This is a genomic window from Oceanicaulis sp. UBA2681, assembly GCF_002354675.1.
Taxonomy (GTDB): Bacteria; Pseudomonadota; Alphaproteobacteria; order Caulobacterales; family Maricaulaceae; genus Oceanicaulis; species Oceanicaulis alexandrii.
In genome coordinates, this window is sequence record NZ_DEMB01000016.1 from 387,199 (window position 1) to 403,836 (window position 16,638).

The window sequence follows — 16,638 nt, forward strand, 5'->3', positions numbered from 1 at the left end:
TTGACCCGCAGCCCGTTGCGCGCCGTGATCTCGAGCGCTTCTTCTGTCCAGACATCACCGCGCTGCGCGGTGTAGACGAGTACGCCTGAACGCGCCTGATCCACGCCATTGCGGCTCAGATACCCAGCGGTCAGATCCAGACGCAGCTCTTCGCCTTCATGAACAAGGGTCTGATCGGCAGCGTGGTCGATCACGCCGGATTCATACGGGTAAAATGTCAGATCCGAGAGCGATGCACCGGCAAAACGCGGCCCGCTCAGGGTCAGCACCAACCCGTTGCTGTCACCGTCCAGCCCGGCGCGCACACCGTCATCGGTGACCGGCGCCTGGTCCAGCGCTTGAGCGATAAGCGCCTCACCCGCTGGATCTATGGCAGAACCGCCCACATCAAGCGTGATTTCGACATCGGCCTCTTCCGGGATGCAGATATCTTCACAGACGAGCCAGGTGGCGAATGCGGTGATCGTCAGCGGTCCCGGCGCGGCGTTCCCTGGCACGGTCACCTGAAGCGGCAGCGTAACCTCTGCGGAATAGCCGTAATTGGTCAGAGGTCCGAGATCATAGCTATGCGGCGCAGGCCAGATCATGTCGCCCGCGCGCCAGCCGTCCGGCAGCGCCAGCTCAAGATGAGTCGGCTCTCCTGAATCGCCGGGATTGCGCCAATAGGTGTGCCAGCCTGGCGTGATCGTCTGGTGCAGGGCGAGATGGAACGTCTCGCCAGGTTCGACCGCGCGCCGGTCAGACACCAGCCGCGCATCCACCATGGGGTCGCCGGAGCCGAACTGAGCCAACGCCGGTGCGCTGGTCATCAGGATCAAAAGTACTGCGAGCAGTCGGAACACGTCGGGGGACTCCTTGGGTCGCGTCACTGATCAGCGATCTGATCATGTCAGCCCTGATATAGCCGCTTCCCCCTGCAAGGCGAAACCGCTCTGACGGGGTTGTGATACCCCGGCATGAGCGCAAAGAAAAACCGGCCGAGGCGAAGCCCCGGCCGGTTTCATCTTGTCAGCTTTTAAAGCGCTTAGGCTTCAGGCGCTGCGGGCGGCGGCGGAGCGCCTGCACCGGCATTGCGCTGGGTCGCGCGTGCGATCAGCGTTTCCCATTGCGGCATGGACAGCATGTGCGCGTAGATTGCGCCCAGATAGGTGTTGTCACGCAGCTCAGCCAGAACCTTGGGATCAAGCTTCTGCAGCTTCTCGCCGGAGATGCCCCAATAGCTGGCCACGACCTGCGGTTCGCCTTGCGGCTCGCCATTGGCGTTGCGCGGCTGGAAGGTGGCCTGCTGCTGGTCAAACAGGTCCAGCTCGATCAGGCGCTTCACGAACGCTTCGGTCAGAGCCACATCGGATTCAAACCGGCGCACGAAATCGATGGCGCGGTTGGTGAATTCGGTCGGCTCGCCCTTGTCGTCAAAGAACGGCTGCTCGGGATTGTCCGAGAACAGGTGCGAACCGGTGTCCACGCAGATGGTGAAGCGGTCGCTGTCAGGGCCGTGATTGGCGGCCACAAACGGATAGCGGCGCACGAAAGCCGGCAGATACGCGAAACGCTCGTAATCACCCGTCGCCGGATCCACAAACAGGTTCGCGCCAGCCTGAAGGCCCATGGCCGCGACCGGCGTTTTGTTCTCACCCAGGAAGATGATCGGGAAACGAGCGCTGGCGGCGCCGAATTCACCCAGAGTGACCGGCACGAAGTGCGAGTCCTTCAGAAAATCGAACGGGCGGTCCGTGTAGCGCAGACCCTTGCCCTTATGGTCTTGCGGGTTCAGCGGCTCAGGATTTTTGTAAAGCGGCAAGGACCCGGACAAGGTCGGCTTGTTGGCGGCGGCGTCAGCCATGGGGCTCCCCCTCTTGAAACGTTGATGGATCGTTAGCGCAGACCTGCCCCCGAGGCAACATAACGGGACACACGCGCCACGATCATCCGTCCCAATGCAAGACGGGCGCCTCGTATAACGAGACGCCCGTCCATAGTCCTGCTGTTGAAGCGGACCTAGTAACGCCAGCCGAAACCAACGCCGACAATCCACGGATCAATGTCCACGTCCGCATTGACGACGGCGCTCAGCGCTGTGGTCGCATCAACTTCCACATCCGTGTTGATCCACACCTTCTTGACGTCGAAGTTCAGGAACCAACGCTCATTGAGGGCGTAATCCACGCCGGCCTGCAGCGCGAGACCAAAGGACGGGTCGTAATCGATGCCGTCCAGAATGGTGTTCGCCGGCAGGTCGTCATTGAAGAAAATGGTGTAGTTCACGCCTGCGCCCAGATACGGACGAATCTGGCCTTCAGGATTGAAGTGATACTGCACCGTCAGGGTCGGCGGCAGCAGCGTCACTTCGCCCAGATCAAGATCGCCAACGGCGGTGTCCACAGCCATCACGTCGTGAGGCGTCACGCCCAGGATCAGCTCTGCAGCGATGTTGTCGGTGAAGAAGTAGCTGATGTCGAATTCCGGCACCACCGAGGTGTCGATATCCACATCGCCACCAATGGTCTGAATGTTTGCGCCTTCATCAGGCTGGACCGTGATGGCGCGCACGCGGAACTGCCAGTCGCCTTTTTCAGCCAGAGCCGCAGGAGCGGTCATGCCAGTCAGTGCGACAACGCCAGCGGCGGCGAGAAGTAGCTTTTTCATGGGTTCGTCCCCTTTCCCATAGTTTGGATGGGGACTTTCTGCGCCTGCTTTCGCGCGCAGGATATATGGCAAGGCGCCGCGCGTCCGGCTGACGCGCGGCGCCCTGCCGCAGGGAGGGGGGTCCCCGCGATCAGAAGCCGGCGCGAACCGCGATGCGGAAGGACCGGCCCGGCAGCGGCACCATGTCCTTGAGGAAGGAGGAATGCACCCGGCCCTCTTCATCAGTGAGGTTGCGCACGCCGAGGATCACGCGCACATCCCGCTCAACGAACGGCGTAACCTCGAGATCGGCGTTAAACATCGCATAGCCCTCGGTTTCGGTTTCGAAACTGGTGGTCTCGTCCTGCTCCGCGACCAGATGCGCCTCGCCGCGCACCGACCACACGCCCCGTTCAGCGATCAGGGCCAGATTCGAGGACAGAGGGGGAATACGCGGCAGGTTTCCGCCGTCATCAAGCTCGCCGCGGACATAATCGAGACTGGCCTCACCGGAGAGCGCCCAGCCGCGGACCTCGCCCAGCTCGGCGTTCACTTGCGCCTCAAAGCCATAAAGCTCTGCATTCGCCTGGCGATACTCAAAGACATCGAACCCGTCTTCTTCCTCACCGGTCGGGAACAGGCCGATAAAGCCGTCATAATCGGCGAAGAACAGATTGGTTTCGGCGGAAATCCGGCCCTGCGCATAGCGCGCCGTCACTTCGCCGGACCAGGCCACTTCCGTATCCAGATCAAGATCGCCACGCTCATAGGCGCGGGTTGCGGCGTGGGGGCCGTCAGCAAAGACTTCCGCATCGGTCGGCGCGCGTTCGGTGCGCGACAGGGTCGCCGCCAGGAACCAGGCGTCCGCAGGGCGCGTGAAGATCGAGCCTGACCCCGAATAGGTGTCAAATGAGCGGTTCGCCCGCTGACCGCTCAGCTCGCGGGTTTCCGCGCGCACGCCGCCTTCAACGCCCCAGACGCCATTATCCCAGCGTTCGGTGACAAACAGCCCCCAGTCCTGGGTGGTGACGGGTTCGATATAGGCTTCCTCGCCTTCGGCTGAGAAATCCTGGGTCAGCATCTGGACGCCCCAGGCGCCCTGGCGATTATCGCCATGATCATGGGCCAGCTCGACGCGACCCTCAAACCCGTCTTTCTTGAACAAGGTGCCGATCTCGCCGTCTTCCAGCTCGGCGTGTGTGTAATCGGCGTGGGCGAAACTCCAGCGGATACGATTGAAGGTCGCGTCCCGGTTCAGCTCGCCGCGCAAATCAATGCGGGTCTGATCCAGCACCAGACGCGGCGCTGCTTCCTCGCCCTCGTGCGCATGGTCTTCGTCGTGCTCGTCTTCATGGTCGTCGTGATCGTCATCATGCTCGTCTTCATGAGCATGGCTGTGGCCGGGCAGGCCGTATTCAGCGTCGGTCTCTTTGACTGAAACGCCGATATAGCCCCAGTCACGAACCAGAGAGACCGAACCGGAATAGGTCTCGAAGGTGAAGTCAGAATCGGGAACCTCGCCATAGGCCGCCTCTTCCTCGCCCTCGTGTTCGTCGTGATGATCTTCATCTTCGTCATGATCGTCATCGTGATCATGATGCTCTTCACGCAGGGCTTCGGTCTCGGCGAAACCGGGAATGTCGAAATCGCTCCCCTCCCGACGCAGCCCCTCAATCTGGATCATCAATCCGTCAAAGTCGGCGGTGACGCGTCCTGCAGCCTGAACGCCGTCATCGACACTGGTGGCGCCCAGATAGGCGAAGCCGTCGATGAGATCGTCATTCCGCTCTGTGGGGATCCGGCCGTCGAGCACATTCACGACGCCGCCAATCGCGCCGCCGCCATAGGCGATCGCTGCCGGACCGCGCAACACTTCAATCTGCTGAGCGCCCAGCGCTTCAGCTGAGACCGCATGATCGGGGCTGGCGCTGGAGGCGTCGAGCGCGCCCAGACCGTTCACAAGCATCCGCACCCGGTCAGCGCCCAGACCGCGAATGATCGGGCGCCCCGCCGCCGGACCGAAATACGTGCTGTTCACCCCGGGCATCCGGCTGAGCGTGTCAGCGATATTGCCATTGAGATTGCGCTCGATTTCCTGCGCCGAGATAAGGTCCACTGACCCCACCATCTCGTCGCTCTGCAATTGCATCGGGGTAGACAGAACCACGATGACGTCTTCAAGCGTCGCGTCATCAGTCTGAGCAAACGCCTGCGGCGCAGCCAGCGCCAGCACGCTGACGGCCGCAGCGAGCCGGCAAGCAAAGGGAGTGTGAGCGGACATGATGAAGACCCCGTAATGTTATAGTATCGCACTGCGTTATGTCATAACGTCACCCTCTTGGCGCATCAAGTCCGGACTCCCACCTATATGTGATTGACGCCCGACGCCGCGCCTCACGACGGGCTGGCCCTCAGGCTCGCCCCGCCCCACGAAAGCCGCTAGGATGAAATCATGAACACTGCGATTCAAACGCTTGACGCCGCAGAACGGTTTTGCACCGAACGCGGTCTGTCGCTGACGCCCATGCGCCGGCGGGTTCTGGAATTACTGGTGGAGGCGGGCGGACCGGTCAAAGCCTATGACCTTTTGTCCGCTCTCAAACCCGGCGGCGCCGCACAGCCGCCAACCGTCTATCGCGCACTGGACTTTCTCACGCGCGCCGGGCTGGCGCACAAGGTGGAGGCGCTGAACGCCTATACCGCTTGTCTGAACGGTGACGAGCATGATCCGTGCACCGGGTCCGCTGAACTGTTCATCTGCGAAGCCTGCGGCACAGTGGAAGAGCGTCACATGCACAGACCTGTGGTGGATACGCCTGAAGGCTTTGTCATCACGCGCAGCGTGGTCGAGCATTACGGCCAGTGCCGCAAGTGTGTGAGCTGACCTCCCGTCACATTCCCTGGTCTGGCCCTGACAGATCGCGCGAAGCGCCCTAGCCTTAAACTCGATCATCTAGGAGCCAGTCGGATGCAGATTTTGTGGCGCGGCAACGCGAACAGTTGGGAATGCGACGAGCTAGGCCATCTCAATGTCCGCTTTTACATGGCCAAGGCCCAGGAAGCGCTGGCCGGGCTTGCTGACCGGCTCGGCATGCATCTCGCCTTCGCTCCGGACGCCACCGCCACATTGATCCCGCGCGACATCGTCATCCGGTTTCTCGCCGAAGCGCGCCCTGGGGCGCCTTTACGGATTTCAGGCGGGGTGACCAGCCATGACGCCACCAGCCTGACGGTGGCGATGGTCCTGTATCATGCCGCCAGCGACACGCCGGCCGCCACATTTGAAATCCGCGCCGAACATTGTGACGCCGTTACGGGCCGGGTGTTCAACTGGCCTGCCCGCAGCCTGAAAGCGCTGAGCCTGATCGAGGTGGAGCGCCCCGCCCTGATGACGCCGCGCAGTCTGGGTGAGACGCCAGCCAGCTCCAAGCTCTCCCTGGCCGCGGCGAACGCCCTGAACCTTCAGGAGATCGGGCGTGGCCGGATCAATCGCGACGAGCTGGACGCCTTCGGTCGCATGCGCGCCGAGTTCGGCATCGGCAAGGTTTCAGACAGCGTCATCCATTTCAGCGACGGCTTTCCCGAGCAATGGGAGGCCTTCGCCAAGAACGAGCCGCTGACCGTCGCCAGCGCCGTTCTGGAAGCGCGTCTGAATTTCCGCCGCTTCCCCGCTCAAGGCGAAGGCTATGTGCTCCGCTCCGGGCTGAAGTCCGCCACGGACAAGGTGCGTACGCTCGTGCACTGGGCGCTCGACCCTGTCTCAGGCAAACCGTTATGGAGCATGGAGGCGGTCGCCTGCATGCTGGATCTTGAGACCCGCAGGCTGGCGCCGGTTTCGGCGGCGCGACTCGCGGAGCTGCAATCAAAGACGCAGCCGGAACTGGCGTATTAAACGCGCGGCCCGATCCGTTACCCGCCCGATCCCGCCAGCTCACGCGCCCGACGCGCCGCCATGCGCGCCTGAACGGCCTGCCCATCGGTGCGGGCGGCGCTGGCGGCGGTTTCAAACAACTCAGCCGCGGCCTGATGATCGCCCTGATCGCTCAGAATGCGGGCCAGTCCGAGCGCCGCCTGGAAATGACGCGGGTCAAAGGCGAGCACACGCTGGTAAAGCGACACTGCGCTTTCGCTGTCGCCAACACTGACCAGACAATCCGCGTGGGTGGAGAGCAGGTTCAGATCCCAGGGCGCATCCGCCAGCCGGGCCGCGCTGTCCGGACAGACGCTCTCATCAATCACCAGATCACCGCCCAGCTCACGCATTTGCGCCTGTGTGCCGGCGGCCGAGCCCGCCGAAGCGGGAGCGGGAGCGGGCGCCAGATCCTGAGGCTCGGACGAAGCAGCATCGGCGCCGCCAGCGCTGTGCTGTTCGGAAGGCTCCGATGCTGAGGACGGCGTAGAGGAAGACGAAGACGCGGCGGGCTCTGACGCGGGTGAAGCGGTCGGGCCGGACATTGCCCCCTGCTCGCTGACAGGCGCGCGCGGCGGCGAGCGCCGGATCGGCGCAGACTGTCCGGTGACCCCTGAGAGCGTGACCAGTACGCCGCCCTCTCGCACTTCGGCCTCACCGCCTGCAAAGGCGCCGGACATCGAAATCGAAACGCCGTTGGGCGCCCGGCTCAGCGCCAGAGCGGAGACCGGTCCGCGCACCGCCGGTTCGATATGGCGCGAGCGGTCGAGGCTCACTCCGTCCACATGCAGGACGAGCCCGGACCCAGGTTGGATTTCGACGCTCTGCGGCTGGCTGTCAAAGGCCAGCCAAAGCTGGGTCCGCCCCTCCGACTGAAGCAGTGAGACATCACGCAGCTCCGCGTGAGCGGCGGTGCAGGACAAAGCGGCCAGAGCCGATGCAGTGAGAAGCCGTATCATCATGGCGTCCTTGTGCCGCGAGTCGTTAGGCCCGCGCCAGACATCAGTGGGGCGCTCTCATTATCGGGCTCCGGACCCCAGCAAGGCGACAGGGCCGGACTGACAGACATCGTATCCCAGCGCGCCCAGGATCTCGCCATCCTCCGAAATCACGCGCTCATAAACCGCACAGGCCTCTCCGGCGTCCGGAACCGCGTCGACAATAAAGAAAGGATCGGCTTCGCCCGCTTGAAGCGGCGCGCCCTCCGACACCACGCGCCACCGCGCAGCGCCATTTTCAAGCACGCAATCCCAACGCCCTGACTCGCCAAAGCGCATCCGCACCACGGGCGTCTCGTCGTGATCGGCGACATGCAGCACCTGCGCGCGGCCCGCACCGCGCACGAAGGTCATGGACGAGGCCCGGCTTTCCTCGAGGCAGGCGCGGATCAGGGGCAGATAGCGCGGCAGGGCCTCGCTCCAGCTCACATGCGGGCCGATCTCGGCGGCGCAGCCTTCATAGGCTCCGTCGGCGGCCTCAACCCTGGCGAAGCGCGCATAGACCCGCCCGTTCACCCGGCAGACGCCCGCCTCCAGCTCAATCAGCATGGCCTCACCGTTTTCATCCTGACCTTCAAAACGGCGCACGCCATCATGAAGCCAGGCCGCTTCAGGCCGCAGATCGGCATGACGGGTCACATCCCCCTCAACCGCATGCGCGTAAACCGCGCGAACCCGGTCGCCCTCTTCGAGATAATGCAAATCGCCATAAAACCCCTCGCCATCGATCTGATACCCCGAGCGCGGGACGTCGCCGGGCCGGTCTGACGGCGCCAGCGAAGGCGACGGCGCCTCAGAATCCGATGTGGATGGGGCGAAACCGGCGACAGGCGAGAGAGCGGACTGGGAAGTCTGAGCGCAGGCTGTCAAAACCAGGGCGAGACCGCACAGGGTGATGTAACGGAGATAATTTGGCGTCATAGCATTTGATCCCGGCGCTTATGGGCCGAGCCCCTGACAATTGCCGGGCAGTTTAGCGTCCAGCCCGGCTTCGCTCCAAGAGCCAAGCCTGTATGCTGACCATCATGCGCAGTGATTCCCGATACGGCTATTACGAATTCTTCTGTGGCGGCGGGATGGCGCGCCTGGGGCTCGGCGCGCATTGGCGTTGCCGGTTCGCCAATGACATTGATGCCGACAAGGCCAACGCCTATCGCGCCAATTTCGGCGATGACCACTTCCACCAGGGCGATGTGTGCGCGCTGAACGCCGCTGACCTGCCCGGCGAAGCCGATCTCGCCTGGGCCAGCTTTCCCTGTCAGGATTTGTCCCTGGCGGGAAACCGCAGCGGCCTGGCGGGCGAACGCTCAGGCGTGTTCTACGGGTTCTGGCGTTTGATCGAGGCGCTGAACGCCGAAGGCCGGGCGCCCAAGCTGATCGCGCTGGAAAACGTCACCGGGCTTCTGACCTGCTCGGACGGCGCCGACTTTGAAGCCCTGTGCCGGACCCTGGACGAAGGCGGCTACCGGGTCGGAGCCATGGAGATCGATGCGCGCTGGTTCGTGCCGCAATCGCGCCCGCGCCTGTTCGTGGTGGCCTTGCGCAAGGACATTCCCATCCCCGACGAGCTGGTGCTGGAAGATGCGCCGGACGGAATCTCGCCCTTCCATACCCGCGCCGTGCGACGCGCCGCAGAGCGCTTGCCGGACGCCCTTAAAGCCAACTGGCTGTGGTGGGCTCTGCCCGTGCCGCCCCTGCCCAACCAGGTTCTGGGCGATCTGATCGAGCCAAGCCGGCGCACGCCCTGGCACAGCCCGGAAGAAACCAGGCGTTTGCTCGCCATGATGAGCCCGGCCAACATGGCCAAGCTCAAACAGGCGCGCCAGTCTGACCGCCCCATGATCGGCGCGCTGTATCGCCGGACGCGGATCGAAAAAGGCGAGCGCAAGCAGCGCGCCGAGGTCCGCTTTGACGGGCTGGCGGGATGCCTGCGCACGCCCGGCGGCGGCTCGTCCCGTCAGTTCATCGTCTCCGTCCGCTCTGGCCGGGTCCGAACCCGCCCCATGACGGCGCGCGAATATGCCCGACTGATGGGATTGCCGGATGAGTACAAGCTGCCCCAGCGCGAAAGCGCGGGTCTGCATCTAGCCGGCGACGGGGTCGCGGCGCCGGTGGTGGCGTTCTTGCGCGAAGGCCTGTTCGAACCCATTCTCGAACACGCTCAGGCCGTACTGCCCGCGAAAGAACCCGCGGAATAGATCATGAAGATCGCCATCATTGGAAGCGGGATCTCGGGATTGGCGAGCGCCGCCCTGCTCTCCCGGGATGGCCACAGCGTCAGCGTCTTTGAACGCTTTGACGCCCCTCGCCCGCTCGGTGCAGGGCTATTGTTGCAACCCTCCGGGCTGCTCGCGCTCAATCGGCTGGGCCTAGTTGACCAGGCGGTGGCGCAAGGCGCGCCAGTCTCACGTCTCATCGGTCGCACCCCCAAAGGGCGCACAGTGCTGGATTTGAGATACGCGGACGGCAAGCCCGGCGATATGGGCGTTGGCATTCACCGCGCCAGCCTGTTCAACCTGCTGCACGAAAGCACGCTTGAAACCGATATCGACTGGCGTCCGGGTCATGGCGTAGAGCGTTTGCTCGACCTTGAGGATGCGCCTCGCCTGATGCTTGAAAATGGCGAGGCGACAGAACGCTTCGACCTCGTCATCGCCGCGGACGGATCACATTCCAGCCTGCGCCGTCAAATCTGTCCAAAAGCGCACGCCCCGGTTTACCCCTGGGGCGCGATGTGGGCGATCCTGCCGGAGACTCAAAGCCCTCACGGTGACGAGCTTGACCAGATCTATGACGGTTGCAGCGTCATGATCGGCCTGCTCCCTGTCGGCGCAAACCCCTCAGACCCTCACGGTCGCCCGGGAGTCAGCTTTTTCTGGTCCTTGCGCGGGGATGCGATCCCGCTCTGGAAAGCTGAGGGTCTGGACGCCTTCAAGAAACGCCTGCGATCCCTCTGGCCTCGCGCTGCAGAGCTGGTCGAGCCTGTCACAGATCCCGCCGTGTTCGCAGAGGCGCGCTATCGAGATTGCGTCTGCCCCAACTGGCGGAATGGGCGCTCGGTCCTGATCGGCGACGCCGCTCACGGCATGAGCCCCCAACTGGGTCAAGGCGCCAACCTGGCGTTGGGGGACGCAGTCAGCCTGGCGGCGCAACTCAAGGACCACGCCCCCGTCACCCATGCCCTGAAAGCCTTTGAAGCGGACCGCAAACCCGTCGCCCGATATTATTCGCTGATGAGCCGGTCGCTCACCCCCGTCTTCCAGTCGAGCTCTCGCATTATCGGGATGCTGCGCGACACTTTCATGGGCGTGTTCTGCCGGCTGCCGGTCTTGCGCAACTGGATGAGCTGGACCCTGGTCGGGCGCGGTCGTTTGCCATGGTGAAACCACGCTCAACTCATGACGTTTTCACCCCGGAAGACCGCTCTCGGGTGATGCGGGCGGTGAAGGGCAAGGACACCAAGCCTGAACTGATCGTGCGGCGGCTGACCCACGCTCTGGGCTATCGCTACCGGCTGCATCGCAAGGACCTGCCCGGCTCGCCGGATCTGGTGTTCGCTGGCCGACAGAAAGTCATCTTTGTGCATGGCTGCTTCTGGCACGGTCATGACTGCGCGCGCGGGTCACGCCAGCCCAAAACCAACGCGGAGTACTGGCGCGCCAAGATCGCCCGCAATGCTGCGCGGGACGCTGCTAACCTGAAAGCGCTGGAGGCGCACGGCTGGCGCGCGCTGGTGATCTGGGAGTGCGAGATGAAGGATCGTGACGCGCTGGCGGTGCGGCTGCGCGATTTTCTGGGCTAGAGTCCGTCTGAAAACCAGTCCACCAGATGATCCACCAGCAAACGGACCCGATGCGCCAGAAAACGGTTTGACGGGAAGACCGCCCACAGATCGCGATGATCCGGAGCCCAGTCCGGCAGGATCTCGACTACGCTGCCATCAGCCAGGGACGTATGCGCCGCCCAGGCCGGCAATGAGGCGATCCCGGCTCCATTCGCAGCGGCGCAAACCGCCGCGCGGGCGCCATGAAGCGTCAACCGGCCGGACACTTTCACCTCGACGGAGTCATCTCCGCGCTGGAACCGCCATTGATTGGGGGCGGATTTGTTGCGGTCGATGATGCAGTCATGCCGTGCGAGATCATTGGGATGCTCGGGCGCGCCGGCCGCACTGAGATAGGCCGGGCTCGCCACGAGCTTGAGCGGCGCAGGCGCGAGGCGGCGCGCAATCAGGCTGGAATCGCCCAGCTGGCCGATCCGGACGCCCAGATCAAAGCCTTCATCCACCAGGTCGACCATGCGGTCAGAGAATTCCAGCCGCACCTCGACGCCCGGCCATTGCGCCATGAACCCCGTGATGGGCTGGATCAGGCGCGACGAGCCGAAATCAACGGGCGCCGAGACCCGCAATACGCCCGCCGCCGCGGCCTGTTCCGCCACCAGACCGTTCTCGATCGCGTCATATTCGGCTAGCCAGGGCCCGACCCGCTCCAGCAGCGCCCGCCCCGCATCCGTCAGCCGGACAGAGCGTGTCGTACGCTCCAGAAGGCGCGCTTGCATGCGGTCCTCAAGAGCGGAAATTTGCTTGGACGCGGCGCCCGCCGTCATGCCGAGCCGTTCCGCTGCGCGGGTGAAGCTTTCCAGTTCCGCCACAGCAGCGAAGAGGCGAAGCGCGTCGATCCGATCCATGTGTTTCCTTAAGGGAAAGAGTAAATCACAATATGACCGTATTATAAGCCAGCCATGGATTTGTCATCTCACGTCCCGCAGCCTCGCGCCAATGCCCGCAAAGCGTGCGTCGGTCTAAAGACGGGCATCATGAGCAAAAACCACGGACCCATCGCCCGGCCCCGCTGGATGAAGCGGGGCGTCGGGCGATGGAAGCACCAGGGTTTGGCAAGACCAATGGCCTTGGACCCAGGGCTGACGGCCTCCAGGGGAGAGGCCGGGCAGTTGGGCGGCAGCTGAGGGGAAGCCGCCCGTCAGGACCGAGGGAAGCCTGACACCTATCGGATGATATGGTCTTGAGGTGAAATAAACTGCTCAAGACAATGTCTGTTTCCGATGATCAAAGTAAAGCAATAGCGCCCCCTTTACTCAAGCACCTTGGTTAACAAAAATGTTAATAAATGAAATACCTGCATTTTTTCAAATGGTAGCAATGCGGGTTTGGTTCGGCTCATACGGGAATTCGCGCCTGAAAACCGGTAAGGCTTGAGCTGAGTCTCGCCCTACCGGCCTTTTCTGAACAGACGCTCAGTCCTTTTTCGCAGACTTGTGTTCAGACGGCCCTGGCTCAGGAAGCTTGTCAGCTTCCGCCCCGTCTGCGCCAGCCTCACGCCGGCGTTGGGCTTCCTGATCCAGGGTTTCTTTCGCCTTCGGGTCTGATTGATCAGATGTGTCGCTCACACCGTCCTCCTTCATAACTTCAAGGTCCGTCTGCCTTAGTCCTGACCGGGCCGCATGGGCGGCGGGTCGGACGCGGGGAAGGTGTCGTCCAGCGCCTCATCAAGCTTGTCGTCTTTCTCGTCTTCGCTCTGATCGGGCTTTTTCGGCGTGTTCTCGCGCTCCGCGTCCGGCACGCGCTCAATTTCGTCCTCACGCGCGCCGAGACGTCCGGCGGAATCCTGCGCCACTTTCTCTCCGAAACGCTCGCCGCGACCGCCATCTAGCGCCTGATCGACAGGCATGGTCTCGTCGCCGATCTTGGTGTCGTCGGGACGCTGCTGACCCTTGCGGTCCACCGATTTGGTTTCGTCAAACGCTTCAGAAAACGCCTGATTGTCGGCGGGTGCGGTCTCGGTCGTGTGATGGGAGGCCATTGGGATCCTCCTTCTTTGCTGTTGCTTGTCTTAAAGCAACGCACACACAGCCGCCGCGTTCCGAGAAAGATCAGTCGTGGAGCACCGCGTCCACGCCGATCAGCTCCCAATCGTGCATCTGATCAAGATAGGCGTCGAAATACGCCTTGTGCGACGATCCAACGATCACCAGCACCCGCGCGCCCGGCTCATTGCCGGCGGCTTCGACGACATTGGCGGCCATGCGCAGACCGCGGGTCTGCCACCAGCTGACATACTGGCGCGCCACCGCATCATTGTCGGGCGTCGCGGCGGCGAGGCCGAAATCGGCGTTGATCGTAGCCTGCTGATAGGCTGGGGCATTGATGAAGCGATACCCTGCGAGCACCCGCTCAGGCGAGCCCAGATAGGTCTGCGCCTCTTCAAACACGGCGTCCGTGTCCGGGTCGGATTGCGCCCAGACCGACTGGATCGTCGGCCCCAGCGTCTCAGGCGCATGGGCGTAGATGGAATCGGCGGTGTGGTCGTCCATGGTCGCCAGCGAATTCAGCCCCAGCCGAGCGGCCAAAGCGACGCCGATGGCGTTATTCTCTCCGCGTGAGCCAAGCATGGCGTTCAACTCGCCTGCCAGCGCCTCGGTTAGGTCGTCTGCTGCAATGCGGTCGCTCGGCTCAAGTTGCGCCCATTGCAGGGCCGCCGACCAGGGTTCACCGGCGCCATACAGCAGCAGCGCCAGCGCCCGGCGCTCCGATGCGCTCGGCGCGTCGGGAAAGTCCGCCAAACGGGCGCGCGCGGCGATGAAGGCTTCAGGCTGGCTCATCCCCAGCGCGTCGAGCGCAGGCCGGGGATCGCGGCAATAGGTGTCCGCGAGGCCTTCATAGAGCGCAGCATAGCGGCGCAGCTCGTCACAGCCGCGTCCGCCAATGGCTTCGATGGCGATGATATCGGGGGCAAACGCTTCCAGCCGCGCGAGCACCAGATCAAGATCGCCGGGATTGAGCGCGCCTTCGGGCAATTGGTTGAGGTGCGCCGTGCCCAGCACCAGAACCCGCGTCGGCTCCCCGCCCAGCGGGTCCTGAACGCCGGAGAAATCAATCATGGGCTCGGCGGCCTGAGCAAGCGTCAGTGTGGTGAAAGCAGCAAGAGCTGTGAGCATGGCGTCGGTCCCCGTTAGCGATCTCTGATCAGGAAATGCCGCACCCCATCCCCGTGGATGCAGCGCCAGCGTGACAGTTCATCGCCGAGAAGACGAGTTACAATTAAAAAGGCCGGGCGAAACGCCCGGCCTTTTCAGTTCGATCTGTAACCAGACCTATGCAGCTTTCGCCGGGGCGAAGCGGCCGTAGAAGGTCTCGCCTTTGCCGGCCATGTCGCGCAGCAAAGCGGGCACTTCGAACGGCTTGCCGTATTTGGCTTTCAGCGCGTCGGCGCGTTCCACGAAGGCCTTGGCGCCGATGGTGTCGATGAAGCTCAGCACGCCGCCGGTATAGGGCGCAAAACCCCAGGCGAGGATGGAGCCGACATCGGCTTCGCGCGGGTCAGCAACGATCTCTTCTTCCATCGTCCGGGCCGCTTCGATGGCCTGGGCGTAGAGGATGCGATCCTTGATTTCCTGCACGTCGGGCTGCTCGTCGAGCAGCTTGCCGTTCGGGGCGAACTGATCGAGCTCGTCCCAGAGCTGCTTGCCTTCGTCGGTATAGACGTAGAAGCCCTTCTGGTTCTTGCGGCCATAGCGGCCCAGCTCGTACATCTTCTCGATGACTTCAGCGTTCGGGGTGTCTTCAAACGCGTCGCCAAGATCCTTCTTGGTCTGCTGAAGCACCTTGTAGCCCAGGTCGATGGCCACTTCGTCCTGCAGCGAGAGCGGGCCGACCGGCATGCCGGCCATCTTGGCGGCGTTCTCGATCAGGGCCGGCTTCACGCCTTCGGTCAGCATGTACATGCCCTGCTCAATGTAACGCATCACGCAGCGGTTGGCGTAGAAGCCGCGGGTGTCGGCGACGACGATCGGGGTCTTCTTGATCTTCGCCACGAAGTCCAGGCACATCGAGATGGCCCGGCCGCCGGTTTTCTCGCCCACGATCAGTTCGACCAGCATCATCTTCTCGACCGGCGAGAAGAAGTGCACGCCGATGAAGTTCTCCGGACGCGAGGAGGCCTCGGCCAGAGAAGAGATCGGAATGGTGGAGGTGTTCGAACCAAAGATCGCGTCTTTCGGCATGTGCTCTTCAGCCGCCTTGGTGATCTTGTGCTTGAGTTCGGAGTTTTCAAACACCGCCTCGACCACCAGATCGACGTCTTTCAGGAGCGAGTAATCGGTGGTCGCGGTGACGAGGTTCGTCTTCGCGTCCGCCGCTTCCTGAGTGAGCTTGCCGCGCTTGACGCCCTTGGCGAAGTGCGCCGCCACATGGGCCTTGCCCTTGTCCGCGCCTTCCTGGTTGACGTCGATCAGCACCACTTCGATGCCGGCCTGAGCCGACACGGTGGCGATGCCTGCGCCCATGAAGCCCGCGCCGATGACGGCGACCTTCTTGATCTCGGCCTTCTGCTCACCCGCCGGACGGCGTGCGCCTTTTTCAAGCGCCTGCTTGGACAGGAAGAGCGAGCGGATCATGTTCCGGCTCTCGGGTCGCATCAGCAGCTTGGTGAAATAGCGGCTCTCGATGCGCAGGCCCGCGTCGATGGGAACCTGCAGGCCCTCATAGACGCACGACAGGATGTAACGCTGGGCCGGATAATTGCCGTAGGTTTCCTTCAGCAGCATCGGGGATGCGCCCATGAACACCTGAAGGCCGGCGGGATGGTAAGGGCCGCCGCCCGGGATCTTGAACTTGTCCTGATCCCAGGGCTGCTTGCCGCCCATCGGATCGGCTTTGACCAGTTCCTTGGCCTTGGCGACGATCTCGGCCACCGGCGCGATCTCGTTCACCACGCCTTGCTGCTTGGCTTTTTCAGCGTCGAGCTGTTTGCCCTGCAGCATGATCGGGGCTGCGTTCATCACGCCGATCAGGCGCGGCAGACGCTGGGTGCCGCCGCCGCCCGGCAGAACGCCGACGAGGGCTTCCGGCAGACCCAGCTTGGCGCCCGTATCGGTCGCCATGACGCGGTAGTGGCAGGCGAGCGTGACTTCAAAGCCGCCGCCCAGCGCCAGACCATTGATGGCGGCTGCGATGGGCTTGCCGCAGGTTTCAAGATTGCGCAGGGACTGGTTGAGACGATAGGCGGTCTCAAACAGTTTCGCCTTGGCGTCCTCTTCGGACATGCCCTTGAGGTCGGCCATGCCGCCGCCCAGCTCGGACAGGTC

16 protein-coding genes are annotated in these 16,638 nt (G+C 63.3%); 5 read left to right on the forward strand and 11 right to left on the reverse strand.

The genetic code is table 11. The features are described from left to right. From B3M53_RS13205 to B3M53_RS13220, 4 genes are all read right to left on the reverse strand, one after another. Positions 1 to 842: protein-disulfide reductase DsbD domain-containing protein (locus B3M53_RS13205; RefSeq protein WP_286800544.1), on the reverse strand; the 842-nt coding region annotated here is incomplete at its 3' end. 182 nt (positions 843 to 1,024) lie between these two features. Further along, complete coding sequence (locus B3M53_RS13210) at positions 1,025 to 1,843, reverse strand: SapC family protein (RefSeq protein ID WP_286800545.1); 819 nt, start codon at positions 1,841 to 1,843, stop codon at positions 1,025 to 1,027. A gap of 155 nt (positions 1,844 to 1,998) precedes the next feature. Further along, complete coding sequence (locus B3M53_RS13215) at positions 1,999 to 2,646, reverse strand: OmpW/AlkL family protein (protein ID WP_273145522.1); 648 nt, start codon at positions 2,644 to 2,646, stop codon at positions 1,999 to 2,001. Between the two features lie 130 nt (positions 2,647 to 2,776). Next, positions 2,777 to 4,906 (reverse strand): TonB-dependent receptor, encoded by a 2,130-nt coding sequence (locus B3M53_RS13220; protein WP_286800546.1) that lies wholly within the window; start codon positions 4,904 to 4,906, stop codon positions 2,777 to 2,779. Positions 4,907 to 5,077: 171 nt separating this feature from the next. On the opposite strand from B3M53_RS13220, the gene B3M53_RS13225 reads away from it, so the two are divergent. Both B3M53_RS13225 and B3M53_RS13230 read left to right on the forward strand, forming a co-directional pair. Continuing rightward, positions 5,078 to 5,509: a transcriptional repressor gene (locus tag B3M53_RS13225; protein WP_022700148.1), complete on the forward strand. Its 432-nt coding sequence runs from the start codon at positions 5,078 to 5,080 to the stop codon at positions 5,507 to 5,509. An 84-nt stretch (positions 5,510 to 5,593) separates the two neighbouring features. Next, positions 5,594 to 6,517: a thioesterase family protein gene (locus B3M53_RS13230; RefSeq protein ID WP_286800547.1), complete on the forward strand. Its 924-nt coding sequence runs from the start codon at positions 5,594 to 5,596 to the stop codon at positions 6,515 to 6,517. A 17-nt stretch (positions 6,518 to 6,534) separates the two neighbouring features. Here the strand turns inward: B3M53_RS13230 and B3M53_RS13235 are convergent, their stop codons facing one another. Then, positions 6,535 to 7,497 carry a tetratricopeptide repeat protein gene (locus B3M53_RS13235; protein ID WP_022700150.1) on the reverse strand — a complete coding sequence of 321 codons (963 nt, stop codon included), beginning with the start codon at positions 7,495 to 7,497 and terminating at the stop codon, positions 6,535 to 6,537. A 57-nt stretch (positions 7,498 to 7,554) separates the two neighbouring features. After that, positions 7,555 to 8,454, reverse strand: a complete 900-nt coding sequence (locus B3M53_RS13240) for a hypothetical protein (RefSeq protein WP_022700151.1) — start codon at positions 8,452 to 8,454, stop codon at positions 7,555 to 7,557. 92 nt (positions 8,455 to 8,546) lie between these two features. Here B3M53_RS13240 and B3M53_RS13245 point away from each other — a divergent pair, with 92 nt between their 5' ends. Genes B3M53_RS13245 through B3M53_RS13255 form a run of 3 tightly spaced genes read left to right on the forward strand, consistent with a single transcriptional unit; the run spans position 8,547 to position 11,335 of the window. Then, a complete protein-coding gene (locus B3M53_RS13245; protein ID WP_022700152.1) occupies positions 8,547 to 9,731 on the forward strand; it encodes a DNA cytosine methyltransferase in 1,185 nt (394 codons plus the stop codon). Between the two features lie 3 nt (positions 9,732 to 9,734). Continuing rightward, the gene (locus B3M53_RS13250) at positions 9,735 to 10,916 is read left to right on the forward strand and encodes an FAD-dependent oxidoreductase (RefSeq protein ID WP_286800548.1); all 1,182 of its coding nucleotides are present in this window, start codon (positions 9,735 to 9,737) and stop codon (positions 10,914 to 10,916) included. Continuing rightward, a complete protein-coding gene (locus B3M53_RS13255) occupies positions 10,910 to 11,335 on the forward strand; it encodes a very short patch repair endonuclease (protein WP_286800550.1) in 426 nt (141 codons plus the stop codon). Before B3M53_RS13250 ends, B3M53_RS13255 begins: the two co-directional genes overlap by 7 nt. Here B3M53_RS13255 and B3M53_RS13260 read toward each other — a convergent pair. From B3M53_RS13260 to B3M53_RS13280, 5 genes are all read right to left on the reverse strand, one after another. Next, a complete protein-coding gene (locus tag B3M53_RS13260; RefSeq protein WP_022700155.1) occupies positions 11,332 to 12,222 on the reverse strand; it encodes a LysR family transcriptional regulator in 891 nt (296 codons plus the stop codon). The two genes, B3M53_RS13255 and B3M53_RS13260, sit on opposite strands and share 4 nt — an antisense overlap. A 567-nt stretch (positions 12,223 to 12,789) precedes the next feature. After that, entirely contained in the window at positions 12,790 to 12,942 is a 153-nt protein-coding gene (locus B3M53_RS13265; RefSeq protein WP_286800551.1) for a hypothetical protein, read from the reverse strand. A gap of 35 nt (positions 12,943 to 12,977) precedes the next feature. Next, positions 12,978 to 13,355, reverse strand: a complete 378-nt coding sequence (locus B3M53_RS13270) for a hypothetical protein (RefSeq protein ID WP_286800553.1) — start codon at positions 13,353 to 13,355, stop codon at positions 12,978 to 12,980. Between the two features lie 70 nt (positions 13,356 to 13,425). Then, the gene (locus B3M53_RS13275; RefSeq protein WP_286800554.1) at positions 13,426 to 14,490 is read right to left on the reverse strand and encodes a DUF5694 domain-containing protein; all 1,065 of its coding nucleotides are present in this window, start codon (positions 14,488 to 14,490) and stop codon (positions 13,426 to 13,428) included. Between the two features lie 156 nt (positions 14,491 to 14,646). Beyond that, a partial coding sequence (locus B3M53_RS13280) for a 3-hydroxyacyl-CoA dehydrogenase NAD-binding domain-containing protein (RefSeq protein WP_286800556.1) occupies positions 14,647 to 16,638 on the reverse strand: 1,992 nt, incomplete at its 5' end.